Raw genomic sequence first — 24,232 nt, 5'->3', positions numbered from 1 at the left:
GGAGGCAGTGTAGGCGAAGCTGCTTCGGTTGCCGAGCTTGGCGGCCCGCAGCGAAGGGCTGGCGGAAGCGCGCCGCGTGCGGGTGTATCGGCGGCGCGCTGATGCGATCGTCTGGTTTTACCGGGACTCGTCCGCCGCTCGCTGCTGCGCGATCAGATCGGCGAGCCGTTCGACCTGCTGCCCTTGCGCATCGAAATTGCCCGCGTCGAGCCACCGCTGATAGCACGAGCGCAGTGCCGGCCATTCGCTGTCGATGATCGAATACCACGCCGTGTCGCGATTGCGCTCGCGGTAGACGATCGCCTGCCGGAAGATCCCTTCGAACGTGAATCCGTAGCGCAGCGCGGCCTTGCGCGACGGCTCGTTCAGCGAATCGCATTTCCATTCGAAACGGCGGTAGCCGAGCTTGTCGAACACTTCGCCGAGCAGCAGGTACATCGCATCGGTCGCGATGCGCGTGCGCTTGAGCCGCGGCGAATACGTGACGTGGCCGACTTCGATCACGCCGTTGGCCGGATCGATCCGCATCAGCGACAGCGTGCCGACCGGCTTGCCCGTCGCGAGGTCGATCACCGCGTAGTGCAGCGGATCTTTCGATGCCGCCATCCGCGTCAGGTGTTCGCGATAGGCCGCGAGGCTGTCGAAGGGGCCGACCGCCAGATAGGTCCAGTCGCGGCCGTCGGTGGCCGAGCGGTACGCGTCGAACAGCTCGGCCGCGTGGCGTTCGACGTCGACCGCTTCGAGCCGGCAATAGCGGCCGCTCAACGGCTCGCGGCCCGGCGGCAGTGCGCCGTGCCAGCCGGGCACGGGCTTGCCGATCGGCTGGCCGTAGGCGTTACGTGTGGGTTCCATGTCTGTTCTCCTGTCGTCGATGCAGGAACGATACGGCAAACGTGGTATGTTCAAAAGATCCAAGACACGCTTATTCGATAGGTCCAGCTCCATGATCGAAATTATCGGACCGCTCGTCCATGCTGACGACGTGTTCACCGCGAGCGTTGCCAGCGGGGCCACACGGCCTGCGCCTCTGCAAAAGCAGCTGATCGAACGTCTGCAGCAGGCGATTCTCGCGGGCCGTCTGCCGGCCGGGTCGTTGCTGCCGTCGTCGCGGCTGCTCGCCGCCGAGATGGGCGTGTCGCGCAACACGGTCGTGATCGCTTACGAACATCTCGCCGCGGTCGGCTACGTCGTCGCCGATCGCCAGGGCACGCGCGTGAGCTCACTGTCGAGCCCCGCCGCGCGCGCCGAGCGGGTAGCGGCGTCGGCCGCGCCGGAAGTCGTGTACGCGACGCGCGTCGAGCAGTTCGCGGCGTCGCACCAGCACGCCGACAACGCGTACGCGCTGACCCCCGGCACGCCCGCGCTCGATCGCTTCCCGCTGGCCGCATGGCGGCGCGCGCTCGAACGTGCGATGGAGCGCGCCTTACCGCACGCGCTCGGCTACGGCACGCCGGCCGGCGAGCCGGCGCTGCGCGACGCGATTGCCGCGCATCTGCGGATGGCGCGCGGAGTGCGCTGCGACGGCTCGCAGGTCGTGATCACCGAGGGCGCGCAGGAGGCGCTGAACCTGTGCGTGCGGCTGCTGACCAATCCCGGCGATATCGCATGGATCGAGGACCCCGGCTACCGCGGCGCGAAGGCCGCCTTCAACGCGGGCGATTTGCGCATGCTGCCGATTCCCGTCGACGCCGAAGGCGTGGCCGTGCCGGCTGACGCGTGGCGCACGCATCCGCCGAAGCTGATCTACACGTCGCCCGCGCATCAGTATCCGACCGGCGCGGTGCTGTCGGTGGCGCGGCGGCTCCAGCTGATTGCAAAGGCGCGGCGCTGCGGCGCGTGGCTGATCGAGGACGATTACGACGGCGAGGTGCGCCACACCGGCGAGCCGATCGCGAGCATGCAGGGCCTCGTCGACGAGGCGCCCGTGCTGTACGTCGGCTCGTTCAGCAAGACGATGTTTCCGGCGCTGCGCATCGGCTTCGTCGTGCTGCCTCGGGCGATCGCCGCGCATGCCGCTGTTGCGCTGCAAGAGATGCTGCGCGGCGGGCATCGGCTGGAGCAGTTGGCGCTCGCGCATTTCCTCGAAAGCGGCGAGTTCGGGCGGCATCTCGGGCGGATGCGGCGGCTGTACCGTGAGCGCCAGCAGGCGCTGCGCGACGCGCTGGCCGAACATTTTCCGGCGGCGACGATTCTTGGCGGCGATTGCGGCATGCATCTGACGTTGCGGCTGCCCGCGTCGCTCGACGATCGCGCGCTGACGGCGCGGGCGCAGACCTTGGGGCTCAGTCCGCGCGCGCTGTCGGGGTTTGCGATCGAGGCGTCGGAGCAGACCAACGGCCTTGTGATCGGGTATGGCAATACGGAGGCGCAGCGCTTGGGGCCGGCGGTGAAATTGCTGGCGGAGTTGGTGCGGGAGATGGAGAGCGCGGCGCGCCCGGCTGCGAAGGGCGCGCCAAAACCGGCCGGAAAATCCGCCGTCCGGCCCGGCAAAACGCCGACCGCGCAACGCCGCACACTCGCTACCCCGGACATGTAAGTTTTACGTTTGTCCGCCCGGCCCATGTCGCGCTATCGTGTCGTATGCGCGGCGACTTCGCTCCGAAATGCCGGTCTGCCCGCATGTGCCGCCGTTGCCCGGCCCGCCGTGCCGCGGGCGCGGCGCCGGCGATGGGCACGAACAATGCATTGACTGTGGTTATCGATGACGATTTATCCGACCGGAGACGATATGAAGGAAATCGAACCGACCCCGTGGTTTGACCTGGCCATCCATACGCCTGTACGCGAAGGCTGGTACGAGGTGCAGTTGGCGAGCGGGGACACGGCGTTTGCGAAATTTGGCGACGGCGTGTGGACCGAAAAGCCGTTGCTCGTATTCACGCATTGGCGCGGACTGTCCGCCGATCCGTCGAAAGCCGCGGACGGCGCGGCCGACTCGGTCAGCGCCGAAGCCACCGCGGCGCAGGGCGTGCGCGCCGCCTGGAACGCGTTCTTCCCGGGACTCGGCGAAGAGCAGCATAAGCCGCTCAATGTGGTGCCGAACGGCAAGGCGCCGCATTGAGGGTCCATTGAAATTCGCTTGAAGCCTGCTCGGGCGGCGGCTCGCTTGCTGCCGCCCGGCAGCTCGATTCGCCCGCCGCGTGGTTCGAATCGCCCGCCCATCGCCGCGCACCGCGGCCCGCACTGCACGCACCGCGTTTCTCCCGCGCCGCTACAATCAGCGTCATCCTTCGACGCCATCACGATGCTATGAACGCCACCCGAGAACCCGTGGAATTGTCGCGCGCGACTCAACTGCTCAATCACGGGCCCGTCACGCTGATCACTAGCGCGCACGCAGGTCGATCGAACGTGATGGCCGCCTCATGGGCGATGCCGCTCGACTTCAATCCGCCGAAGGTGGTGGTGGTCGTCGATAGCCGCACGTTGACGCGTAGCCTGATCGAAGCGAGCGGCGTGTTCGGGCTGCAACTGCCGAGCCGCGGTTTCGCCACGCAAACGCTCGCGGTCGGCACTCACGCGGGCGTCGAACTCGACAAGTTCTCCGCGTTCGATCTCGAGACCTTCCGCGCGCAAAAAATCGACGTGCCGATGCTGGCCGGCTGCATTACGTGGATGGAATGCAAGGTGATTCCGGACGACAGCCAGCGCCACGATCTGATCATCGGCGAGGTGGTCGCCGCGTATGCGGATAGCCGCGTGTATTCGCACAACCGCTGGCATTTCGGTGACGATCCGGACCTGCGCACATGCCATTACGTGGCAGGCGGCACTTTCTTCGCGACGGGCGATGCATTCGAGGTGGCGCCCGTCGCGGCCTCCGCGCAATGACCGCGCTTAGGTGTTCGGTTCGGTTTCGCCTTCGGCGAATGCTTTGAGCGCGTCGCCGGCGAGACGGTAACGCACCCATTCGCTTTGCGGATTCGCGCCGATCGATTTGTAGAAGCCGATGGCCGGCTCGTTCCAGTCGAGCACGCTCCATTCGAAGCGGCCGCAGCCCGTTTCGCAGGCGATTTGCGCGAGATGGCGCAGCATCTGTTTGCCTGCGCCGCTGCCACGCGATGCAGGCGACACGTATAGGTCTTCCAGATAAAGCCCCTGCTTGCCGAGCCACGTCGAATACGAAAAGAAGTACACGCAAAAGCCGACGGGCTCGCCGTTCATTTCGCAGATCAGCGCTTTCGCGGGCACGCCCTCGGAAAACAGGCTCTTCTCGATGTCTTTGACGCCGGCGACGACTTCGTGCTCGGCTTTCTCGTAGATCGCGAGTTCGGTGATGAAGCGCAGGATCAGGGGAGCGTCGGATGCGGTGGCGGGGCGGATGTGGATCGTCAAGGTCTGGTGCTCGGTGAGTTCGGTGGTGATTCCGGTCCGGCTGACGGTATGCGTCAAATGCGCCGGCTTCGGAACAGACTCACATCGTAGCAAAGTGCCGAAGGCACCGCCGTGAGAGGGCGAGGCCTCGGGCGTTTCCTACAGACCGAACGCGAACAATTTTTGCCGCCCCGGGCCGTTCGTTGGGCCAGGGCCCCAGAACACCACGCCGTCCGCAACGGCCAGTCCGGCATTGCACGCGCCGCCGCCATCGAATGACCACCGTACTTTTCCGTTGGAAGAATCGAGCGCGTACATCGTGCCTTTCGTGTAGTCGAGATTGCATCCGAAGACCACGCCATTCGCGACAGAAGATCGTCGATGCGAGGGAAAAGCGGGTGCCTTTTCTCCTTGTCGTGGGGAAGAGGGAGGCGGCGGACAGGACGGTTAGTGTGCGATGGTCGAAGGATGGCGCACAGCGGGAGTTTGATCTCGCGGAGGGAGTGGGGCACCTGAAAGGCAAAGGAGCCTTGCCGGGTTCGCCGACGAGAGTCTGACCCGCTTCAACCGTGCGGCAATACCGACTTTCCGCGCCGCTTTTTCGGCTTAGGCTCCACCCCTACTCGCGGGTCTCGCTCCAGTACGAGCGCCGTCAACTGCTCGACGGTGTCTTCAAACGCAGGGTCCTCCTGCGGCACATAGAGCCACTTTCCGAGTACCGGGTGAGGCCGCAACGCGGGCAGATCGGTAATCAGAGCAGCATGGCGTTCCTGCGATGTACAGACGAGCAGCCCATTCCACGGCTTGTCGCGATCGGCGGCAACCAGACACAATAGGCCGTCGATATACGCGGCATCGCTACCAAACATTCGCCGGCGCAGGTAAGTCGGATCGCGTTCGAACGCGTCGAAGATCCAGAGGAGCGAATTGCTGATCGAAGAGGGCATCGGCGGAAATTCTCACGAAGCGAGGGCGAGTGAATAAGCTTACGCACATTCTCCAGGCTCGGCAGCGAGCCGATAGAAGAGAGAGCAAGTCCGGCTAGGTAAGATGTGTCCAACCTCGGCGACCATATCGGGACTCGCACGATTCCAGACCATGCTAACTCACACAGACGCCACCGCCGCTTACGCTAAACGCTTCGAAGCCGTTCTCGCCTATATCGACGCAAACCTCGAAGGCGATCTGTCGGTCGACGCGCTAAGCCGTATCGCAAACTTCTCGATGTTCCATTTCCATCGACAGTTTGTCGCGTATGTCGGCGTGCCCGTCGCACGCTACGTGCAGTTGATGCGCTTGCGCCGCGCGGCTCACCGCCTCGCGTCGCAGGAGTCGTGCTCGGTTCTCGATGCCGCGCTCGACGCTGGCTTCGACAGTCCCGAAGCCTTCAGCCGCGCGTTCAAGCGTGCGTTCGGCATGGCGCCGAGCGCGTTTCGACGGCATCCAACATGGCAATTCTGGAGTGCGAGTTTTATTGTTCCCTATCTTTCGAGGAAACTGACCATGCAAGTGAAAATCGTCGATTTTGCGGAAACCCGGGTTGCCGCGCTGGAGCATTGTGGTTCACCTGGACTTGTCAACGAGAGTGCGCGCAAATTCATCGATTGGCGCATTCAAAGCGGACAATCGCCGGTAGAGTCGAGCAGGACCTTCGGTATCCCGCGCGGCAATCCGGACACGGTGCCAGCGGGGGAATTCCGCTTCGATATCTGCGGAGAGATCGATGAGCCGGTCGCGCCGAATCAATATGGTGTGCGCGAACTCGTAATGCCGGGAGGGCGATTCGCGGTGGTGCGGCACACGGGATCAACCGACCACATCGGCGAGACGATCTACCCAATCTTTCGCGACTGGCTGCCTTCGAGTGGGGAAGAGTTGCGGAATCAACCGCTATTTTTCCACTACCTGAGCGTTTATCCTGAGACGCCGCTCGATCAGTGGCAGACGGATATCTACATTCCGTTGGTGTGATTGGAGGGAATGGGGGACGCTGAGCATATGGAATGCCTGCCAGGGCAAAACGAGTCGCTCCCATTCTCCGCGAAATCTCAATGTCCGAAGTCGCGGCTCCGATCCATTTTGACATCGGCATCAATTGCATTGAAGCGATGATTGCCGGATCGTTCATTCGGGAAAAAATGCAATTGCGAAATGTATCCTTGGAATAAAGCGCCAATCTCTGCGAATAGTGCTTCAGCTACGGGTTTTTATCGATTCCGGCTTCCCGCCAAGACAGTAGCGCGAAAGGCGGCTCCGCTTTCGGCATCCCGCGTGATCGCCGGAACCACCCAATATCCGCAGTGTCAACTCAGGATGTCACCCGTCCATTTTGGGGAGATATCAAATGGCTGCCACGCAATCTGGGGCTATGCCCCTCTCCGAAGAGGAGGCACGGCGCCAGTTGCGCCGCGCTGTCATCGCCAGCACGATTGGTACCACGATCGAATGGTATGACTTCTTCCTGTATAGCACGGTCACTGGTCTGGTATTCGCGAAGCTGTTTTTTCCTGAATCGGACCCGCTCGTCGGCACACTCCAGGCTTTTCTGATTTACGCCGTCGGCTTTGTCGCGCGGCCGGTGGGTGCGGCGATTTTTGGTCACTATGGCGATCGCATCGGACGTAAAGCAACGTTGATTGTCACGCTATTGCTGATGGGACTCGCGACATTCGCCGTCGGCTTTGTTCCGACCTACGCGTCGATCGGCATCTGGGGGGCCATTGCGCTCACGGCGCTGCGCTTCATTCAGGGTGTGGGCGTTGGCGGCGAGTGGGGCGGTTCGGTGCTGATGTCGATGGAATGGGCGCGCACCAACAAGCATCGCGGTTTCGTCGCGTCGTGGCCGCAGTTCGGCGTACCGGCGGGATTGTTCGTCGCGAATCTGGTGGTGCTGGCCACGAGTCAGATCTCCGGCAGCGCATTTCTCACGTGGGGCTGGCGGGTACCGTTTTTCCTCAGTATTGCGCTGGTCGGGATCGGCCTTTATATCCGCTTGAGTATTCTCGAGACGCCGGTCTTCGCGAAGCTCCTCGCTGAGCGCAGGATCGAAAAGGCGCCGATGCGTGAAGTGCTACGCCGGCAGCCGAAAGACATTCTCCTATCGGCTCTTGCGCGTATGGCCGAACAGGCGCCTTTCTATATTTTCACGGCCTTTATCTTCACCTATGGTGTGATGAGTCTGGGCGTCACACGTGATCTGTTACTCACGGCGGTGCTGGCCGCGTCGGTGCTGGAATTCTTCACGATTCCGCTGTTTGGTCACGTGTCCGATCTGATCGGACGTCGACGCATGTATGTGATCGGTGCCGCTGCTGTCGGGCTATTCGGTTTCCTGTACTTCTTCATGGTCGGAACTCATAACCCCGGATGGATCTTCGCGGCCATCGTGCTTTCGCTGGTGCCGCACGCAATGATGTACGGTCCCCAAGCCGCGTTGATCGCCGAATCGTTCACGGGGCGCTTGCGCTACAGCGGCGCGTCGATGGGATACCAGTTGGCTTCCGTCATCGCTGGCGGTCCGGCACCGTTGATTGCAACCGCGCTTTATGCCTACTTCCATTCTGGATTCGCGGTGGCGTGGTATGTCTTCGCGTGTGCGGTGATTAGCGTGGCCGCCGCTATGCGACTGGGCGATTACACGAATAAGGACATTTCGCGCGAATACGACGACGTGCATGCATTGCATGACCACGGACATGCCACGTGATCGATCAGGCGGATGGCCGGCCGCAGCGGCCATCCGCCGAATCAACCATCAGCTTTTCAACGGCAACCAGACTTCCACTCCACCCATTCCCGTCACCGGATCGAATTGCTCGCCATACCGTTCGAAATGCGGTGCATCGGCAGGCACGTGCCCTGATGCGGGCAACCAATGATTCCAGATCGTATTCATGGTGCGACGAATTGCCGAGATATGCTCGCGATGACTGAATACCGCGTAGCGTTGCGCGGCGATGCGCACACGACTCAACTCCGGCGGCAATGCGGAGAAATCGCTGACTTCGACGCCGCACATATAGTCGAAGTTACCCAGTTCATCGGCGTTATAGCCAACGCCATAAGCCACCTTGCCGACCTGTCCCGGCACCCTGCCGTACCAGGCGCCAAAGCGCTGCCATTGGGATGGAATCGCCTTGCTGGTCTCGCACGTATAGCGCTCGCTCAGTCCAGCGATGAGAAACGGCTCGCCGTCTTCGAAGCGCGGCGGCTCCAGATGAGTCAGAAGGGTTTCGTCCATTTTGATCGGCTCCACGATGCTCAGGTTGTCGAGATGACCCCGCGCGCGCAACGCATCAGGCGTGAGCCCGAACTGTTCGCGAAACGCGCGCGTGAATGCTTCGTGAGAGCCGTAACCCGCGTCGAGGGCGACCGCGAGAATGTCGGGCGCGCCATCAGCGAGACGCCGTGCAGCCTCGCTCAAACGCCGTGCGCGAACATAGCGCATCACCGGCATCCCGGTGGCCGCTTCGAACGCGCGGGCGAGGTGAAAGCGCGATACGCAGCCACAGCGGGCGATGTCGTCGAGCGTCAATTCGCCCGCGAAGTGGCTTTCGATATACCAGAGCGCTTTTCCGACCGGGTTCATCTCAGCTCTCATGTCAGCATGAAGCCAGCATAGTCAGCGGCGCACTCACGCATTTGATCGCGCTTGCGGTTTTGCAGTCGCGGCGGAGGGCGGAGCCGACTGCGACACGTCACTATGCTCGCCCGTAGCCCGACCCGCTTGCCCCGGCCTCAGCAACAGTCCACCCAGCACGCCGGCCGCCGCCGCAAAAACCGCCCCAAACAGAAACGCGACGTGATACCCGCTGTTCAGCACGGCCGCCGCGCCCGACGACGCCTGCATTGCCTCGCTACGCGCCGCGGCAAGACTCGCGAGCACCGCGAGCCCGAGCGCCCCGCCCATCATGAACGACGTGTTGACGATGCCCGACGCGAGGCCCGAATCGGCGGGATCGACGTCGCTCATCGCGGCGAGCAGCAGCGGATTGAACGCGATGCCCGCGCCAAAGCCGAGCAGCAACATGCCGGGCAACACGTCGGGCACGAAGCTGCCGTCGACGGGCGCACGCGCGAACAGCGCGAGCCCGCATGCCGCGATCAGCAGGCCCGCCGCGAGCGGCCGGCGCAGCCCGAAGCGCATCACCACACGCGCCGACAATCCCAGCGAAAAGAGTCCCATGATCAGGTTCGCGGGCAGAAACGCGAGCCCGACCTGCAACGGCCGATAGCCGAGCACGCGCTGCAAATAAAGCGCCGAAATAAAGAACCACGCGAACATCGCGGCTGCCCACAACACGCCGACCACGTTGGCGGTCGCGACATTGCGCAAACGCAGCAGACCGAGCGGCATCAACGGATGTTCGACTCTGGCCTCGATTGCCAGGAACACGGCAAGCAGCGCGAGCGCGACGCACAGCAGGCCGAGCGTCTGCGCCGAAGTCCAGCCCGCTTCGTTGCCGTTGACGATCGCATAGACCGCCAGCATCAGCGATGCGGTCACGCTGAGCGCACCGGCCACGTCGAGCCGTTCGCCATGCGCGTGGCCGCGCGCGGCGGGCAGTAGCGCGAGGCACAGCGCGTACACCGCAATGCCGATCGGCAGATTGACCAGGAAGATCCAGTGCCAGCTCAGAAGATTGGTGAGCAGTCCGCCGAGCAGCACGCCGATGCTGCCGCCGCCCGCGCAGACGAAGCCATACACGCCCATCGCTTTCGCGCGTTCGCCGGGTTCGGTGAACAGATTCATGATCAGCGACAACGAGACCGCCGAGACGATCGCACCACCCAGGCCTTGGACCGCACGCGCGGCGACCAGCAGCACTTGCGAATTCGCGAGGCCGCAGGCGAGCGAAGCGAGCGTGAAGAGCGTAATGCCGGACAGGAACAGCTTGCGGTGTCCGTACAGATCGCCAAGCCGTCCCCCCAGCAGCAGACAGCCACCGAACGTCAGCATGTAGGCGTTGACGACCCATACGAGCGAAGTTTCGCTAAAGCCGAGATCGGCGGCGATGGACGGCAGCGCGACGTTCACGATGGTGGTGTCGAGCACGATCATCAGCACGCCGAGGCAGAGCACGATCAGTGCGAGCCAACGTTGTTTGCCGTGGAGGGAGTGGGTCATGCGGGTGCCCCTTTACGCGGATTCTGTCGATCACCGACGATGGGCTTTCGAGTCTAGCACCCGCGCATTTCGCGTCCAACTACGAAATCCTGGGCGGCGGCGCCGCGCGAACCGGCGCGCGGTTCCGCTTCAATTGCCGGTGAGAATTTCGTATTTGCCGCCGCGTTCGAGCGCGCGCTGATACGCGGGCCGCGCGTGAATGCGCTGCAAAAACGCGCTTATCGCGGGCAACTGAGCAGTGATGCCGCGCGCGGTGGCGGCTTCGAGCGGGAAGCTCATTTGCACCAGCGTCGGTAATGACGGGCGACTTGCCGAGCGGATGGACCGCACGCAGTTCGGGCGGCGCGAGCATCGTCTTTGGATCGCGCTCGTAGCGCTTGATCTCGTACGGAACGCCGAGTTCTTCGAGCAGCCACAGCACGCGTTGCGAGCGGGAGTTGTTCAGATGATGGACGGTGAGCATGAATGGCGCGCGGTGATGGTTGGCAACGTGTACTACCCGGTTCACAATAAGGACTTCAGAGAGTGGGCAATAAAACACCAACGAGGAGGTGACTTCGTGATCTATTCAGATCGAAAGTTTGTTCGAATCGACCCACCGATCAAGGTGTACTTGAAACACGGGCGATGGATCGGGTCGGCCGCAGTAGTGCTTGCAATGATGTTTTTCGTACTTCTCGTCGCGACGCACACCGATACCAGGAATGCGAGCGAATGCATCAAAAGCACGTCAAAGAACGGCCGCTACATTGCGGAGCGGTGTCTGCTCCAATGGCGAGGCGGCAACGACCCGAACTATCGCGGTCAGGTCTACGACGCCGCGTCAGGCAAACTGCTGGTGCGCAGAACCTTCAGCACACCTGTTCCTGAATTGATTTGGCTAACCGACGAAGGCGTTTCATTTTCCCGTGGCGGCGACGACGCGTCGTTCATAAAACTGCCGCCGTCATTCTATGACCGGATGATCGCCAGATTTTCACTAAGGGAATGATGAGCTATTTCAGCCTCGCACGCCGCCATTAATACGCGCTGCCGGCGCGAGTCATTCGGATGATACTCAGCGACGGCAGCACCACATCCTCAAACCTTCGACTTACCCCCCATCAACCCATTCGACGGCAACGTCTCATCCAGCAACTTCCTCGCACTCTCAATCCCCGCCACCGGCAAGCCCTTCGGATCGAGCAGCCCCACCTGCACGAGCACTGAAGCCTGATCCCAATAGATGTGCTCGTTATAAAGCTTGTCACCGCGGAAGCACACCACGGCGAGCATCGGCACCTCGAAGTACTTGCCGGTCGGCGCGACGCCCGGCAGCAGCCAGTCGATCTCGCAGCTATGCGTGCAGCTGAAAATAAATTCATCGACGACGCGATCCGAACCGATCGTGCGCGAAATCGGAATCAGCTTCGTGTCGGGCGGATTCGAGTTGACGAAATGATGCGTGTAAAAGCGCTTCAGATTGTCGTGCCCGACACCGCCTGTCATCGTCGGCACGTGATTGACATAGGGCTCGGCGACCATCGTCGGCATCACCGCATCGACGTCACGGGTCGCGAACTCGTGATAGCAATGCGCTTCCCACAGCGCGTTCAGATCGTAGACCGGACCGAGCACCTTGCGCAGCAGCGCCAGCGTGCGCGAGTACGCCATCATCGCGGCCGGCTTGTCGTACTGCTTGCGCTGCGGCGCGGCGAACGCGTGATCGCAACCGGGGTACACGTATTGCTCGATCTGCGGCCGCGTGCGCAGTGCGGCGCCGATGCGTTCGCGCATTTCCGGCGGGCAGTGCGCGTCGTTTTCAGGGAAGTGAAACACCATCGGACAGTTGATTGCCGATACTTCGCCGAGATGCGCGTCAAGCCCCACGCCGTAGTAGCTGACCGCGCAATCGACGTCGGTGCGCGCCGCGCTCAGAAACGCGAGCTTGCCGCCGAGGCAGTAGCCCACCACGCCTACCTTGCCGGCCTGCTCGGGCAGTTCGCGCAACGTGGCGATCGTGGCGGCGATGTCTTTCACGGCGACATCCGCATCGAACTGCCCCAGATAGCCGAGCGCCTCGTTCATATCGGCGTCGCCGTAGCCAAGCGAAATGCCCGGCCTGATGCGCCAGAACAGATCGGGCACGAGCACGACGTAGCCTTCTTCGGCGTAGCGATCGGCGGTCTCCTTCATCGTGTCATTGACGCCGAAGATTTCCTGCAGCAGCACGAGCCCCGGGCCCGAGCCCTGCGCGGGGCGCGCGACGTAAGCGTTGAAACGGCCGCCATCGTGGGCGACGACTTCGATGAAAGAGCCGGCCATGCAGTCTGTCTCCAGTCTCGTGTTGGTATGGGTTACGTCATCATGCGCAACTCGAAACGTTTGAGCTTGCCGGTTTCGGTGCGCGGCAGCGCGCCGATGAACGTGATGACGCGGGGGTATTTATACGGCGCGACGTTATTCTTAACGAAATCCTGCAGTTGCGCGACCAGTTTATCGTCGGCCGTGTAGCCGGGGTTCACCACGACGAAGGCCCGCACGATCTGCCCGCGCGTTTCGTCGGGCACGCCGATCACGCCGCATTCGGCCACCGCCTCGTGCTGCATCAGCACGCTTTCCACTTCGGGACCGGAGATGTTATAGCCGGCCGACACGATCATGTCGTCGGCGCGCGCCTGATAGAACACGTAGCCGTCCGCGTCCAGATAGATCGAATCGCCCGGCAGGTTCCAGCCGTCGCGCACGAAGCGCAGTTGTCGTTCGTCGGCCAGATAACGGCAGCCGGTCGGGCCGCGCACCGCGAGCTTGCCGATCGTGCCGGGCGGCACGGGTTGCATGTCGTCGTCGACGGCTTGCACCACGTAGCCCGGCACCGCGCGGCCGATCGCGTGCGGCCGGATCTCCGCGCCTTGCGACGAAACGAAGATGTGGATCAGCTCGGTGCCGCCGATGCCGTCGATCATGTCGATGCCGGTCGCCGCGCGCCACAGACTCCGCGTCGAATCGGGCAGCGCCTCGCCGGCCGACACGGTCTTCTTCAGCGACGACACGTCATGTTGCGCGACGAGCGGCGCCATCTGCCGATAGAACGTCGGCGCGGTGAACATCACGGTCGCGTGAAAACGTTCGACTACGTCGAGCAAGGTCTGCGGCGTGAGCTTTTCGACGAGCACCGTCGACGCACCGACGCGCAGCGGAAAGCACAGCAGGCCGCCGAGCCCGAACGTGAACGCGAGCGGTGGCGTGCCGCAGAAGATGTCGCTCGATGATGGCTTCAGCACATGACGCGGGAACAGATCGCACATCGCGATCATGTCGCGATGGAAATGCATGCAGCCTTTCGGCGCGCCGGTCGTGCCGCTCGTGAACGCGATCAGGCAGACGTCGTCGGCGGCGGTGTCGCATGCGGTGAAGTGCTCGGGCTTGTTGACGGCGAGCGTCTCGAGCGAATCGGCGGAATCGTCGTGAAAGCGGCGCGTCTGCTTCAGCAGCGCGCAGTAGAACTCGTCGCGCGGATTCGTGCAGCGCTCGAGTTCCGTGGTCAGGCGCGCATCGCAAAGCGCTGCGCTGACCTGCGCTTTCTCGATGATCTGCTTGAGCTCCTTCGCGCGCAGCAGCGGCATGGTCGGCACGATGACGAGCCCGGCCTTCAGCGCCGCGAGCGTGGCGACGGCCATCTGCAACGTGTTCGGTCCACGCAGCAGCACGCGGTTGCCGGGCCGTAAGCCCATTTCATCGACGAGCACATGCGCGCTGCGGTTGACCATTGCGAGCAGTTCGCCATACGTGGTCGCTTGAGGCTTGCCATCCACGTCGGACCAGATCGCCGGCCGGTCGCGATGTCCCGCCTCGATGGTCCGCTCCAGCAGTTCGGTCGCGCAGTTCAGTCGCGGCGGATAGGCGACGTCCCGATTGTCGAGGAGAAAGACGGGCCATTGATCCTGCGGCGGAAGATTGTCGCGCGCGAAAGTATCGACGTGTGCTGACGGTTCCATCGTGGTCTCCCGGGGCGTTGAGCCGTTCAGTGCGGAATCACCGCGGTGGCTTCGATCTCGACCTTCGCGCGGTCTTCCATCAGCGCGACGACCTGCACCGCGCTCATCGCGATGTCGTAGTCGCCGATCAGTTCGCGGAACACGCGGCCGATGTCCTTCAGCGACGCGAGGTACTCGCGCTTGTCGGTCACGTACCACGTGAGGCGCACCAGATGTTCGGGCTTGCCGCCCGCTTCGCGCAGCACGGCGAGCAGATTCTTCAGTGCCTGCTCGGACTGCTGCGCGAAGTCGTCGGAATGAAACTGCGCCTGTTCGTCCCAGCCGATCTGGCCGGCGATGAACACCTGCGTGCCGCTCGCCGCGACGCCGTTCGCATAGCCGCGCGGCTTGACCCAGCCGGCGGGAAGGAGAGCTTTTTTCATCAGCGATGAGCCTCGATGGAGGAGGGCGATGGCGCGTACGCCGCGAGCGCGCTCGCGATGTCGCCGGGAATGTCGATCGATTGGCCGCTGTCGAACGACATGAACACGAGCACCTGTTCCGAGCGGAATCGCGTTTCGCCGTTGCAATGCCCGTGAATCTCGATGCCGACAGAACTGCGGCCGATGGTGCGGACTTCGAGCGTGAGCAGGATCGTTTCGCCCATCTGGCTCGGCCGCGAGAACTCGCAGTCGAGTTTCACGATCGGCAGGCCGATGCGGCGCCGCGCGATCATGTGCGCATAGTCGATGCGCAGGCCCTCGTTGAACCAGTCTTCGACGAGCACGTTGGTCATCACGAGGTACTGCGGAAAATACACGATGCCCGCGGGATCGCAGTGCGAGAAACGGACGCGTACGGGCCGCTCGAACGATGCGCTCATTGTGCGTTCCCGTTCGCGGCCGCATGCGCCTTCAACAGATCGCGGCCGACGATCAGCTGCTGCACCTCGGTCGCGCCTTCGTAGATACGCAGTGCGCGAATCTCGCGGTACAGCATCTCGACCGCGCTGCCGCTTTGCACGCCCATGCCGCCATAAAGCTGCACGGCTGCGTCGATCACCTGCTGCGCGCCTTCGCTCGCGTGCCACTTCGCCATCGCGGCTTCACGTGTGACGCTTTCGCCCTGGTCGCGCAGCCACGCGGCGCGATAGACGAGCAGCGCGCTGCTGTCGATCGTCAGCGCCATCTGCGCGAGCTTCGCCTGTGTCAACTGGAAATCGCCGAGCGTCTGGCCGAACATCTTGCGCGACGCCGCGCGCGCGAGACCTTCGGCCATCGCATGACGCGCAAAGCCGAGCGATGCGGCCGCCACCGACGTGCGGAAAACATCGAGCGTGCGCATTGCGATCTTGAAGCCTTCGCCGGGCACGCCGAGCATCCGGCTCTTCGGCACGCGCGCGTTCGTGAAGCGCAGACGAGCGAGCGGATGCGGCGCGATCACGTCGATGCGCTCGGCGATGTCGAGGCCCGGCGTTTCTGCATCCACGATGAACGCGCTGATGCCGCGCGCGCCTGGTGCCTCGCCGGTGCGCGCGAACACCACATAGAAGTCCGCGATGCCGCCATTGGATATCCACGTCTTTTCGCCGTCGAGCACGTAGTGGTCGCCTTCTTCGCGAGCCGCCAGCGCCATCGCCGCGACGTCCGAGCCTGCTTGCGGCTCCGACAGCGCGAACGCGGCGATCGCCGTGCCGCTCGCAACGCGCGGCAGATAGCGCGATTTCTGCTCATGCGTGCCAGCGAGCGAGATCGCGCCCGAGCCGAGGCCTTGCATTGCCAGTGCGAAGTCGGCGAGGCCCGAATAGCGCGCGAGCGTTTCGCGCAGCAGGCACACCGCGCGCGTGTCGATCGTGTCGCCGTGGCCGCCATAAGCGACACCGCCGACGCCGTATTTCAGCCAGCCGGCCTGGCCGAGTTCGCGCACCAGCAGGCGGCAGATCGCATCGGTGTCGCCATGTTCTTGATGCTTGAGATTCGCGCGGCACCACGCGTCGATGCCGGCCGCGAGTTCGCGATGACGCGGTTCGAAAAACGGCCACGCGAGCGGACTGTGCAAATCGATCGACGTGTTGTGATGGTCGGCGCTCAACTCAGTCTCCTTCGAACACCGGACGCGTCTTCGCCGCGAACGCGTCGTACGCGCGCTCGAAATCGCGCGTGCCCATGCAGATTGCCTGCGCCTGCGCTTCGGATTCGATCGCTTCGTCGATGCTCATGCTCCATTCCTGGTGCAGCATCTTCTTCGTCATGCCGTGCGCGAAGGTCGGGCCGGACGCGAGATCGGCGGCGAGCTTCTGCGCTTCTTCGATGAGCGCGGCCGGGTCGCACAGGCGGTTGTAAAAGCCCCATGCGTGAGCTTCATCGCCGCTTGCCGAACGGCCGGTGAACAGCAGCTCGGCGGCGCGTCCCTGGCCGATGATGCGTGGCAGCATCGCGCACGCGCCCATGTCACAACCGGCAAGGCCGACGCGCGTGAACAGAAACGCGAGCTTGCTGCGCGCGGTGCCGAGGCGCAGATCGGAAGCCATCGCGAGGATTGCGCCGGCGCCCGCGCAAACGCCGTCGACGGCCGCGATGATCGGCTGCGGGCAATGGCGCATGGCCTTCACGAGATCGCCTGTCATGCGCGTGAACAGCAATAGCTCGGGCATCGGCAGATCGATCAGCGGCGCGATGATGTCGTGCACGTCGCCGCCCGAGCAGAAGTTTTCGCCCGCGCCGTGCAGCACGACGGTCTTCACGTCGGTCGCGTACGCGAGGTCGCGAAACAGGTCGCGCAACTCCGCATACGATTCGAAGGTCAGCGGGTTCTTGCGTTCGGGGCGGTTCAGCGTGATCGTCGCAACCTTGTTGGTCACCGACCAGCCGAAGTGCTTCGCCTCATAGCCTGCCAGGGTCAGGCGGTTGCCGGCCAACAGTGCGTCGGTGTTGGATCGTGTCATGTATTCCTCCGGTGCGAAGTCAGCTTTTCAGGCTGTCGAGCAGATGCCGCTTGAGTTTGCCGAGGTCCTGATGGGTCTTCATCTTTTCGTCGATGCTCAGGCCGCCGAACATTTCGACGACCCATTGCTCGTGGGCGACGGCCATTTTGTCGAACGCCTTGCGGCCAGCGGGCGTCAGGCACACGCTGATCGAGCGGCGGTCGTTCGGATCGGTATCGCGCGTGACGAGCCCCTCTTTTTCGAGCTGATCGGTGATACCGGTGACGTTGCCGCCCGTCACCATCAAACGACGCGACAGCTCGGTCATCTTCAGGCCTTCCGGATGTCGTTCGAGTTGCGCCATCAGATCGAAACGCGGCAACGTGGTGTCGAATTCGGCGCGCAGACGTTTGCGCAATTCGGCCTGCACGAGGTTGGTGGTGGTCAGCATGCGCAACCACAGACGCAGGCCCATGTGGCTGTCCGCACCGGTGCTCATTTCGAGGTCCACGACGTTCTCCGCGGGTTGGGCGACGCCTTTGCGCGACGGCTTTGCATCCAGCGCCGACTTTTTTGCTTGCGTTGATTTGCTCACGTTACTTCCCCACCCGAAATGGAAATGGATTGCCCGGTGATCGCATCCGAGCCGGGGCGACACAGCCACAACACCGCGTTAGCGACCTGTTCCGGACTCACGAAGCGTCGCTGCGGATTCGAGCGCAGCAGCGTTTCGCGCGCGTCAGCTTCGGTGCGCGACGTCTTGTTCGTGATCTGTTCGAGCGACGCATGCAGTAGCTCGGTTTCGGTGTAGCCGGGGCACACCGCGTTGACGGTGATGCCGCGCGTCGCGGTTTCGAGCGCGAGCGAACGCGTGAGACCGATCACGCCATGCTTCGCGGCGCAATACGCGGCGACGTACGCATAGCCGATCTGCCCCGCGGTGCTCGCGACGTTGACGATGCGGCCATAGCCACGCTCGAGCATGCCCGGCAGTACGGCGCGGGTGCCGAGAAACGCGCCGGTCAGATTCACGTCGAGCATGCGTTGCCACAGTGCGATATCGGTGTGTGTGAACGGCGCGGCCTGCGCCTGGCCCGCGTTGTTGACGAGGATATCGACGGCGCCCGCCTGGTCGAATGCGCGCGCGACCGAATCTTCTCGCGTGACGTCCACACTGATGCACGCGACATCGCCGAGCGCCGCGCATTGTTCGCGCTGCGTTTCGAGGCGTTGTGCGTTGCGGCCCATCAGCGTGACGCGCGCGCCGGCGCGCAGCAGCGCCTGCGCGATGGCCGCGCCGATGCCGCTGCCGCCGCCGGTGACGGCAGCGTGTTGTCCGGCGAGAGAGGTGTCTGACGTGTTCACACAGTTCCTTCGGCGCGTTGCGCGCGTTGTTGCGCCGTCAGGCCGGCGTTGGCGATGGCTTGCGCGCGCTCGCGTTCGAGATTGCGTTCGAGCTGCATCTTCGCGGCGGTGTAGGGCTTCGGCCACGCGATGTCGAGGTAGCCGATCTTCGCCGCTTCATTCAAGGTCCACGACGGATTCGCCAGATGCGGACGCGCGATCGCGCACAGGTCCGCGCGACCCGCCGCGATGATGCTGTTCACGTGGTCCGCTTCGGAAATCGCGCCGACTGCGATCGTCGCGATGCCGGCTTCGTTGCGCACGCGATCGGCGAACGGCGTCTGGAACATGCGGCCGAACACGGGCTTTTCTTCCTTGCTGACCTGGCCCGACGATACGTCGATCATGTCCGCGCCGGCCGCCTTGAGCGCTTGCGCGATCTTCACGGCGTCGTCGGGCGTGTTGCCGCCTTCGACCCAGTCGTGCGCGGAAATCCGTACCGAGATCGGCTTGTCTTGCGGCCACACCGCGCGGATCGCGCTGAATACCTGCAGCGGATAACGCAGACGGTTTTCGAGCGAGCCGCCGTATTCGTCGGTACGGTGATTCGTCAGCGGCGACAGGAAGCTCGACAGGAAGTAGCCGTGCGCGCAGTGCAATTCGAGCCAATCGAAACCTGCTTCGATCGACATGCGCGTCGCCTTCACGAACTGCTGCTCGATTGCGCGCAGCTCGTCATGCGTGGCTTCGCGCGAATGCTGGCTGATACCTTGCAGATACTGCTGCGGCGACGCCGAAACGAGTGGCCAGTTGCCTTCGTCGAGGGGCTGGTCGATGCCTTCCCACGCGACGCGCGTCGAACCCTTCGCGCCCGAGTGGCCGAGCTGGATGCCGATCTTCGCATCCGATTGCAGATGCACCAGATCGACGATGCGTTTCCACGCGGCCAGATGCTCGGGCACGTACATGCCCGGGCATCCCGGCGTGATGCGCGCTTCGGGCGACACGCAGGTCATCTCCGTCATCACGAGCGCGGCGCCGCCCATTGCGCGCGAGCCGAGATGCATCAGGTGATAGTCGCCGGCCACGCCGTCTACCGCCGAGTACTGCGCCATCGGCGACACCATCACGCGATTTTTCAGCGTGACGCCGCGCACCTTGAAGGGCGTGAACATCGGCGGAATCGAATGTTTGTCCGCCGCGCGCTCCACGCCCGCGCGCTTCGCGAGCCAGTCTTCGAAGCCGGACAGATACCGCGCATCGCGCTCGCGCAGGTTCTCGTGCGAGATGCGCTGCGAGCGCGTGAGCAGCGAATACGCGAACTGTTCCGGCTCGAACGACGTATAGCGATCGACGTGCTCGAACCATTCGGTCGAATTGCGCGCGGCGTTCTGGATGCGCAGCACGTCGACGCTGCGCACTTCGGTGTAATGCTTCAACGCTGCGGCCAGATCGTCCGGATGCGAACCCGGATGCGCGCTGATGCTGTTCGCGAGTTCGATCGCGTCTTCGAGCGCGAGCTTGGTGCCCGAGCCGATCGAGAAGTGCGCGGTATGCGCGGCGTCGCCCATCAGCACGATCGGCGTTCGCGTTCCGTTGGCGTTGTTGCGCCAATGCACCCACTCCTTGTTGACGACGCGCGGAAAACGGATCCATTGCGACGAGCCTCGCAGATGCGCCGCGTTCGACATCAGCCCATGGCCGTCGAGGTACTTGGCGAACAGCTTTTCGCAGAACGCGATGCTGTCTTCCTTGCTCATTTCGTCGAGACCGGCGGCCCGCCATACGCGTTCCGGGGTTTCGACGATGAACGTCGAGGTTTGATCGTCGAAGCGGTAGGCGTGCGCCTGGAACCAGCCGAATTCGGTTTCCTCGAACGCGAACGTGAACGCGTCGAACAGCTTCTTCGTGCCGAGCCACACGAAGCGGCAGTCGCGCACGTCGATGTCGGGCTGATAGGTATGCGCGTATTTCTGGCGCACGGCGCTGTTCAGGCCGTCGCTCGCGATGATCAGGTCCGCGTCGTATGCGCTGTCGTCGACGACTTGGGTTTCGAACACGAGCTTCACGCCGAGTTCTTCGCAACGCGCCTGCAGGATATTCAGCAGGCGTTTGCGACCGATGCCGCAAAAGCCGTGGCCCGACGAGCGCACGCTGCGGCCGCGGAAGTGGATCTCGATGTCGTCCCAGTGATTGAACGCGTCGAGAATCGCGTCGGCGCTCGGGGCGTCGGCGGCGCGCAGATTGCCGAGCGTCTGGTCGGAGAACACGACGCCCCAGCCGAAGGTGTCGTAGGGGCGATTGCGCTCGATCACCGTGACGTCATGGCCGGGGTTGCGTTTTTTCATCAACAGACCGAAGTACAAACCGGCCGGACCGCCCCCGATACAGACTATGCGCATGCTGGTTCCCCAAAATGAACTCCGCGGTCAGATTAATTTAGGTTTTGATAGTTTAGATGTCAAGTAAATATCGGGAATGGAGTGGGGAAAATAATTCGGAGATCGGTCGCTCATCGGCGCGTGGCGGCTTCGGGCGAGCCAGGATCTTGCCGGACGGTGAAGGCCGTCGCCTATCTGCGCCACGCCAGTGAGATCATTCTGGTTGGGTATGCGAACGCAGTCGGCACGCGCCACGTCAACATATGAGCCGAGCGTGGCGCTCTCCGAGCCGAAGATCAGCGTTCACATCGGCGGTACCACGCCGTCCTTTTCGACCACGACACGTTGCGCAACGTAACTTCCCTGCGACGCGGGCGTTGCGACAATGAACACCTTCTTGCCGGTCGTAAGATCGCTGCGCTCCGCGGGCGTGAACGTGACGATGGGCACGTTTGGCGGCACCGTCACCACATTGCTGCCGCCTTTGTACGACAGCTTCAGGTCGCGGCCGTTAGTGCTCTGCACGACGGAGTCGACGTTCGCGTTGGTCATCGAACTCTTCGGGCCCAGGTCCCACGCGTAATGCCCTTCACCCGTGCCGCGCGCGGACTCGGGGAACACCACCACTTCCGTTGCTGTCAGCTTGCCGTCGTTGCCGGTAGTTGCAGCCGTGCCAATGAACGTACCCGGCTTGATATCCGATAGCTGCATCGTTTTCACAGCCGAAACGCGCACATCCGGCTTCACATCGACCGACACGGTATCGCCGCTGCGACGATGGACCTTGAGCGTGTCACCGTTTTGCGACACGATTTCGCCACGGATGCGCGTGGGCGTCGTGGCGGGCGCCTGTGCGAAAGCAGCGCTCGCGAACGCTGCAGCCATAAAGGCTGCGCCAAGTTTGATGCGGAGTGTCATAGAACCTCCCAACTAGATGGTTGAAGGACGGGGGGAAGACATCATTGCCTCACGAGCCGCTGAACCAGTTGTAGCCCTGGTTCTCCCAATAGCCGCCCGGATACCGGTTCGTGATTTCGATAGCGACGACATGCTTGGGATTCTTGAAGCCGAGCTTGGTCGGCACGCGCAGCTTCATCGGAAAGCCATACTTCGGAGGCAGCACGTCACCGTCGTAAGTCAGCGTGAGCAGCGTCTGCGGGTGGAGCGCTGTGGGCATGTCGATGCTGGTCCAGTAGTTGTAGTCCGCGCAATGCAGCGACACGTACTTCGCGCTCGTGTCCGCCCCCGCGCGACGCAGGAATTCGGAAAAGCGCACGCCGCCCCAGCGGCCGATCGCGCTCCATCCTTCGACGCAGACAAGACGCGTGATCTGGCTTTCCTGCGGCAGCGCGTGCAGTTCGTCGAGCGACCAGGTGCGCTTGCGGTGCGCGAGACCGTTGACCTGCAGACGGTAGGTCGCGGCATCGATCTCGGGTACATCGTCGATCTCATAGAACGCGTTGAACGGAAACGGCCGCGTGATCATCGACTCGGGATACGTGGGCGCCAGCTTGTTCGGATCGAACAGCAGCGCCTGCACGCGGTCGTTGAAGAACGAGATGCGGCGCAGCGCGGTGTCCACCGATTTGTCGTTGGTCAGATCGCATCCGGACAGCATCGCGATGCCGCCCAGCGTCAGCAGCCGCCGGCCGAACAGGCGGCGCGCGGGCGATTTGAGTTCGCGCTGTGCGTCATGGATGATCGATTCGCCATGCGTCGCGAGAAAAGTGACTGGTTGCGCGGTGCGTTTTCGGATCGTCATGATTTACCGTCCCCGTATCATCAGCAGCAGCGAGCGCGGCACGAGCGCGACCATCGCGACGTGAACGATGAAAAACGCCACCAGTACGCTCATGCATACGAAGTGCACGACGCGCGCATTGTCATATCCGCCCATCAGCGTGCGCAGCAGCGGGAACTGCACCGACTTCCATATGACGAGCCCCGACAACACGATCAGCACGATGTCGGCGATCACGACGAGATAAGCGAGCTTCTGCACCGAGTTGTAGTGCGCGAGGTCGTCGTGTTTCAGGCGCCCGCGCAGCGCGGCGACCAGATCGGCGGCCAGCTCTTTCGGCCTGACGGGCAGCAGCTTGCGTCGAAAGCGTCCGGACGCCAGATTCAGCGCGAGATAGATCAGGAAATTGGCGACCAGCAGCCACATCACGGCGAAATGCCATAGCAGCGCTCCGGCGAGCCAACCGCCAAGTGTGATCGAAGGTGGAAACTGAATGGCTGGAAAGATTGGCGACGCATCGTAAATCTGCCAGCCGCTCATGACCATCAGCACGACCGCGACAGCATTGATCCAGTGTGTGATCCGTACCCAGCCGGGTTGAACCATGTTGTGACTCAAAATCACTCCAGCTTCGGTGGCATTCATTCCAGTAGCGCCGAATCGCGCACCGATCGTCAGGCTGCCACTGCAACACAAGGGCTAACGCGATTGATCGACCTTTATTCCGTCGCGCCTGAAGATTTTTCCCTTGCAATCCACTTTCAATGGCGACACCCGCCGCGCGCGAAAACCGTCCAGCCCCAGAGCATTCGCAGCATCCCGCATGCCCTATTGCGTCGGGCAAATGCGCTTCGGCGCAAAGACATGCTTCGGCTCCCCGCGCCTTCCGTCCGACGTCTCCTATCGGGGTATACAAAATTCGCCGCGGCTGCACTCGTCGCCGTTTCCGTCCTCGGTCATGCCGCGCGGGCCGAGACCTTGCTGGTCGCCTGCGACACGGCCTTCGTGCCCATCGCGAAGGACCTGAAGCTCGACTACAAGCTGCAGCCGATGGACTTCAGCAGCATCCTGCCGGCGCTGCAAACCCATAACGTCGACGTCGCGCTCGCGGGCATCACGATCAAGGACGAGCGCAAGAAAGTGATCGATTTCCCCGATGGCTGCTACGACAGCGGCTTCACGCTGATGGTCCCGGCCACCAGCGCGATCAGGGGCCAGGACGACCTGAAGGGCAAGTCGCTCGCAATCAAGACGGGGACGTCGGCGGCGGATTACGCGAAGGCACACTTCGCGGGCACCGGTCTGCGCCAGTTCCCGACCATCGACAACGCGTATCTGGAGTTGCAGACAGGACGCGTCGATGCGGCGATGCACGATGATGCGCGCTCACGGGAGCGCATTCATGCAGAAGATCGAGATCATGCACGGCTTGCGGCAGTTCAGCGC

General features: G+C 63.2%; 24 protein-coding genes and 2 pseudogenes. 8 read left to right on the top strand and 18 right to left on the bottom strand.

Translation table 11 applies throughout. From position 1 onward, the window contains the following. Positions 1 to 117 precede the first annotated feature (117 nt). On the bottom strand, positions 118 to 852 hold the full coding sequence (locus tag BC1002_RS24735; protein ID WP_013092735.1) for a GNAT family N-acetyltransferase: 735 nt from the start codon (positions 850 to 852) through the stop codon (positions 118 to 120). A 91-nt stretch (positions 853 to 943) separates the two neighbouring features. Here BC1002_RS24735 and pdxR point away from each other — a divergent pair, with 91 nt between their 5' ends. The 3 genes from pdxR (at position 944) to BC1002_RS24720 (ending at position 3,831) form a co-directional block, all read left to right on the top strand. Beyond that, positions 944 to 2,536 (top strand): MocR-like pyridoxine biosynthesis transcription factor PdxR, encoded by a 1,593-nt coding sequence (gene pdxR / locus BC1002_RS24730; RefSeq protein WP_013092734.1) that lies wholly within the window; start codon positions 944 to 946, stop codon positions 2,534 to 2,536. 192 nt (positions 2,537 to 2,728) lie between these two features. Then, positions 2,729 to 3,061: a hypothetical protein gene (locus BC1002_RS24725; RefSeq protein ID WP_013092733.1), complete on the top strand. Its 333-nt coding sequence runs from the start codon at positions 2,729 to 2,731 to the stop codon at positions 3,059 to 3,061. Positions 3,062 to 3,249: 188 nt separating this feature from the next. Next, on the top strand, positions 3,250 to 3,831 hold the full coding sequence (locus BC1002_RS24720) for a flavin reductase family protein (protein ID WP_013092732.1): 582 nt from the start codon (positions 3,250 to 3,252) through the stop codon (positions 3,829 to 3,831). A 6-nt stretch (positions 3,832 to 3,837) separates the two neighbouring features. Here BC1002_RS24720 and BC1002_RS24715 read toward each other — a convergent pair whose 3' ends face one another. Beyond that, positions 3,838 to 4,335 carry a GNAT family N-acetyltransferase gene (locus BC1002_RS24715; RefSeq protein ID WP_013092731.1) on the bottom strand — a complete coding sequence of 166 codons (498 nt, stop codon included), beginning with the start codon at positions 4,333 to 4,335 and terminating at the stop codon, positions 3,838 to 3,840. A gap of 254 nt (positions 4,336 to 4,589) precedes the next feature. Between BC1002_RS24715 and BC1002_RS36660 the strand changes: the two genes are divergently transcribed. Further along, positions 4,590 to 4,871 (top strand): His/Gly/Thr/Pro-type tRNA ligase C-terminal domain-containing protein, encoded by a 282-nt coding sequence (locus BC1002_RS36660; RefSeq protein ID WP_083788729.1) that lies wholly within the window; start codon positions 4,590 to 4,592, stop codon positions 4,869 to 4,871. A 6-nt stretch (positions 4,872 to 4,877) separates the two neighbouring features. Here BC1002_RS36660 and BC1002_RS24705 read toward each other — a convergent pair whose 3' ends face one another. Further along, a complete protein-coding gene (locus tag BC1002_RS24705; RefSeq protein ID WP_013092730.1) occupies positions 4,878 to 5,261 on the bottom strand; it encodes a hypothetical protein in 384 nt (127 codons plus the stop codon). A gap of 151 nt (positions 5,262 to 5,412) precedes the next feature. On the opposite strand from BC1002_RS24705, the gene BC1002_RS24700 reads away from it, so the two are divergent. Together BC1002_RS24700 and BC1002_RS24695 are read left to right on the top strand one after the other, a co-directional pair. After that, positions 5,413 to 6,285, top strand: a complete 873-nt coding sequence (locus BC1002_RS24700; protein ID WP_013092729.1) for an AraC family transcriptional regulator — start codon at positions 5,413 to 5,415, stop codon at positions 6,283 to 6,285. 373 nt (positions 6,286 to 6,658) lie between these two features. Beyond that, positions 6,659 to 8,020, top strand: coding sequence for an MFS transporter (locus BC1002_RS24695; protein ID WP_013092728.1), 1,362 nt, complete (start codon positions 6,659 to 6,661; stop codon positions 8,018 to 8,020). A 48-nt stretch (positions 8,021 to 8,068) separates the two neighbouring features. Here the strand turns inward: BC1002_RS24695 and BC1002_RS24690 are convergent, their stop codons facing one another. The 3 genes and pseudogenes from BC1002_RS24690 to BC1002_RS35910 form a co-directional block, all read right to left on the bottom strand. Beyond that, positions 8,069 to 8,902, bottom strand: coding sequence for an AraC family transcriptional regulator (locus BC1002_RS24690; RefSeq protein WP_013092727.1), 834 nt, complete (start codon positions 8,900 to 8,902; stop codon positions 8,069 to 8,071). 45 nt (positions 8,903 to 8,947) lie between these two features. Next, entirely contained in the window at positions 8,948 to 10,441 is a 1,494-nt protein-coding gene (locus tag BC1002_RS24685; protein WP_013092726.1) for a DHA2 family efflux MFS transporter permease subunit, read from the bottom strand. A gap of 129 nt (positions 10,442 to 10,570) precedes the next feature. Then, positions 10,571 to 10,862: pseudogene (locus tag BC1002_RS35910) on the bottom strand (glutathione S-transferase N-terminal domain-containing protein). On the opposite strand from BC1002_RS35910, the gene BC1002_RS35700 reads away from it, so the two are divergent. Then, positions 10,761 to 11,432, top strand: a complete 672-nt coding sequence (locus BC1002_RS35700) for a DUF6402 family protein (RefSeq protein WP_238537965.1) — start codon at positions 10,761 to 10,763, stop codon at positions 11,430 to 11,432. The pseudogene BC1002_RS35910 and the gene BC1002_RS35700 overlap by 102 nt on opposite strands. A gap of 89 nt (positions 11,433 to 11,521) precedes the next feature. Here BC1002_RS35700 and BC1002_RS24670 read toward each other — a convergent pair whose 3' ends face one another. The 12 genes from BC1002_RS24670 to BC1002_RS24615 form a co-directional block, all read right to left on the bottom strand. Next, positions 11,522 to 12,745: a dienelactone hydrolase family protein gene (locus tag BC1002_RS24670; protein ID WP_013092724.1), complete on the bottom strand. Its 1,224-nt coding sequence runs from the start codon at positions 12,743 to 12,745 to the stop codon at positions 11,522 to 11,524. A gap of 32 nt (positions 12,746 to 12,777) precedes the next feature. After that, complete coding sequence (locus BC1002_RS24665; protein ID WP_013092723.1) at positions 12,778 to 14,418, bottom strand: AMP-binding protein; 1,641 nt, start codon at positions 14,416 to 14,418, stop codon at positions 12,778 to 12,780. A 26-nt stretch (positions 14,419 to 14,444) separates the two neighbouring features. Beyond that, complete coding sequence (locus BC1002_RS24660) at positions 14,445 to 14,840, bottom strand: RidA family protein (RefSeq protein WP_013092722.1); 396 nt, start codon at positions 14,838 to 14,840, stop codon at positions 14,445 to 14,447. Further along, positions 14,840 to 15,280, bottom strand: coding sequence for an acyl-CoA thioesterase (locus tag BC1002_RS24655; protein WP_013092721.1), 441 nt, complete (start codon positions 15,278 to 15,280; stop codon positions 14,840 to 14,842). The genes BC1002_RS24660 and BC1002_RS24655 overlap by 1 nt, the downstream gene beginning before the upstream one ends. Further along, positions 15,277 to 16,488: an acyl-CoA dehydrogenase family protein gene (locus tag BC1002_RS24650; protein ID WP_013092720.1), complete on the bottom strand. Its 1,212-nt coding sequence runs from the start codon at positions 16,486 to 16,488 to the stop codon at positions 15,277 to 15,279. The genes BC1002_RS24655 and BC1002_RS24650 overlap by 4 nt, the downstream gene beginning before the upstream one ends. Position 16,489: 1 nt before the next feature. Next, entirely contained in the window at positions 16,490 to 17,341 is an 852-nt protein-coding gene (locus BC1002_RS24645) for an enoyl-CoA hydratase family protein (RefSeq protein WP_013092719.1), read from the bottom strand. A gap of 19 nt (positions 17,342 to 17,360) precedes the next feature. After that, positions 17,361 to 17,915: a MarR family winged helix-turn-helix transcriptional regulator gene (locus BC1002_RS24640; RefSeq protein WP_013092718.1), complete on the bottom strand. Its 555-nt coding sequence runs from the start codon at positions 17,913 to 17,915 to the stop codon at positions 17,361 to 17,363. Continuing rightward, positions 17,912 to 18,685, bottom strand: coding sequence for an SDR family NAD(P)-dependent oxidoreductase (locus tag BC1002_RS24635; RefSeq protein ID WP_013092717.1), 774 nt, complete (start codon positions 18,683 to 18,685; stop codon positions 17,912 to 17,914). Before BC1002_RS24635 ends, BC1002_RS24640 begins: the two co-directional genes overlap by 4 nt. Next, positions 18,682 to 21,066 (bottom strand): bifunctional salicylyl-CoA 5-hydroxylase/oxidoreductase, encoded by a 2,385-nt coding sequence (locus BC1002_RS24630; RefSeq protein ID WP_013092716.1) that lies wholly within the window; start codon positions 21,064 to 21,066, stop codon positions 18,682 to 18,684. The genes BC1002_RS24635 and BC1002_RS24630 overlap by 4 nt, the downstream gene beginning before the upstream one ends. Positions 21,067 to 21,348: 282 nt before the next feature. Next, entirely contained in the window at positions 21,349 to 21,963 is a 615-nt protein-coding gene (locus BC1002_RS24625) for a hypothetical protein (RefSeq protein ID WP_013092715.1), read from the bottom strand. A 49-nt stretch (positions 21,964 to 22,012) separates the two neighbouring features. Next, positions 22,013 to 22,807: a molybdopterin-dependent oxidoreductase gene (locus tag BC1002_RS24620; protein ID WP_013092714.1), complete on the bottom strand. Its 795-nt coding sequence runs from the start codon at positions 22,805 to 22,807 to the stop codon at positions 22,013 to 22,015. Positions 22,808 to 22,810: 3 nt separating this feature from the next. Then, positions 22,811 to 23,392, bottom strand: coding sequence for a cytochrome b/b6 domain-containing protein (locus BC1002_RS24615; RefSeq protein WP_085954299.1), 582 nt, complete (start codon positions 23,390 to 23,392; stop codon positions 22,811 to 22,813). Between the two features lie 258 nt (positions 23,393 to 23,650). Here BC1002_RS24615 and BC1002_RS24610 point away from each other — a divergent pair. After that, a pseudogene (locus tag BC1002_RS24610) lies at positions 23,651 to 24,229 on the top strand (transporter substrate-binding domain-containing protein); the annotation flags it as partial. Positions 24,230 to 24,232: the final 3 nt, after the last annotated feature.

Origin of the sequence: Paraburkholderia atlantica (assembly GCF_000092885.1) — a bacterium.
In the GTDB taxonomy this organism is placed as follows: Bacteria; Pseudomonadota; Gammaproteobacteria; order Burkholderiales; family Burkholderiaceae; genus Paraburkholderia; species Paraburkholderia atlantica.
Note: the sequence above shows the minus strand (reverse complement) of the source record. Positions and strands in the feature narration are given on the sequence as shown.

Coding starts and splice junctions, on each gene's coding strand:
- BC1002_RS24735 (WP_013092735.1), bottom strand. CDS start 852: ATGGAACCCACACGTAACGCCTACGGCCAGCCGATCGGCAAGCCCGTG.
- pdxR (WP_013092734.1), top strand. CDS start 944: ATGATCGAAATTATCGGACCGCTCGTCCATGCTGACGACGTGTTCACC.
- BC1002_RS24725 (WP_013092733.1), top strand. CDS start 2,729: ATGAAGGAAATCGAACCGACCCCGTGGTTTGACCTGGCCATCCATACG.
- BC1002_RS24720 (WP_013092732.1), top strand. CDS start 3,250: ATGAACGCCACCCGAGAACCCGTGGAATTGTCGCGCGCGACTCAACTG.
- BC1002_RS36660 (WP_083788729.1), top strand. CDS start 4,590: ATGACCACCGTACTTTTCCGTTGGAAGAATCGAGCGCGTACATCGTGC.
- BC1002_RS24705 (WP_013092730.1), bottom strand. CDS start 5,261: ATGCCCTCTTCGATCAGCAATTCGCTCCTCTGGATCTTCGACGCGTTC.
- BC1002_RS24700 (WP_013092729.1), top strand. CDS start 5,413: ATGCTAACTCACACAGACGCCACCGCCGCTTACGCTAAACGCTTCGAA.
- BC1002_RS24695 (WP_013092728.1), top strand. CDS start 6,659: ATGGCTGCCACGCAATCTGGGGCTATGCCCCTCTCCGAAGAGGAGGCA.
- BC1002_RS24690 (WP_013092727.1), bottom strand. CDS start 8,902: ATGAACCCGGTCGGAAAAGCGCTCTGGTATATCGAAAGCCACTTCGCG.
- BC1002_RS24685 (WP_013092726.1), bottom strand. CDS start 10,441: ATGACCCACTCCCTCCACGGCAAACAACGTTGGCTCGCACTGATCGTG.
- BC1002_RS35700 (WP_238537965.1), top strand. CDS start 10,761: ATGGACCGCACGCAGTTCGGGCGGCGCGAGCATCGTCTTTGGATCGCG.
- BC1002_RS24670 (WP_013092724.1), bottom strand. CDS start 12,745: ATGGCCGGCTCTTTCATCGAAGTCGTCGCCCACGATGGCGGCCGTTTC.
- BC1002_RS24665 (WP_013092723.1), bottom strand. CDS start 14,418: ATGGAACCGTCAGCACACGTCGATACTTTCGCGCGCGACAATCTTCCG.
- BC1002_RS24660 (WP_013092722.1), bottom strand. CDS start 14,840: ATGAAAAAAGCTCTCCTTCCCGCCGGCTGGGTCAAGCCGCGCGGCTAT.
- BC1002_RS24655 (WP_013092721.1), bottom strand. CDS start 15,280: ATGAGCGCATCGTTCGAGCGGCCCGTACGCGTCCGTTTCTCGCACTGC.
- BC1002_RS24645 (WP_013092719.1), bottom strand. CDS start 17,341: ATGACACGATCCAACACCGACGCACTGTTGGCCGGCAACCGCCTGACC.
- BC1002_RS24630 (WP_013092716.1), bottom strand. CDS start 21,066: ATGCGCATAGTCTGTATCGGGGGCGGTCCGGCCGGTTTGTACTTCGGT.
- BC1002_RS24625 (WP_013092715.1), bottom strand. CDS start 21,963: ATGACACTCCGCATCAAACTTGGCGCAGCCTTTATGGCTGCAGCGTTC.
- BC1002_RS24620 (WP_013092714.1), bottom strand. CDS start 22,807: ATGACGATCCGAAAACGCACCGCGCAACCAGTCACTTTTCTCGCGACG.
- BC1002_RS24615 (WP_085954299.1), bottom strand. CDS start 23,392: ATGGTTCAACCCGGCTGGGTACGGATCACACACTGGATCAATGCTGTC.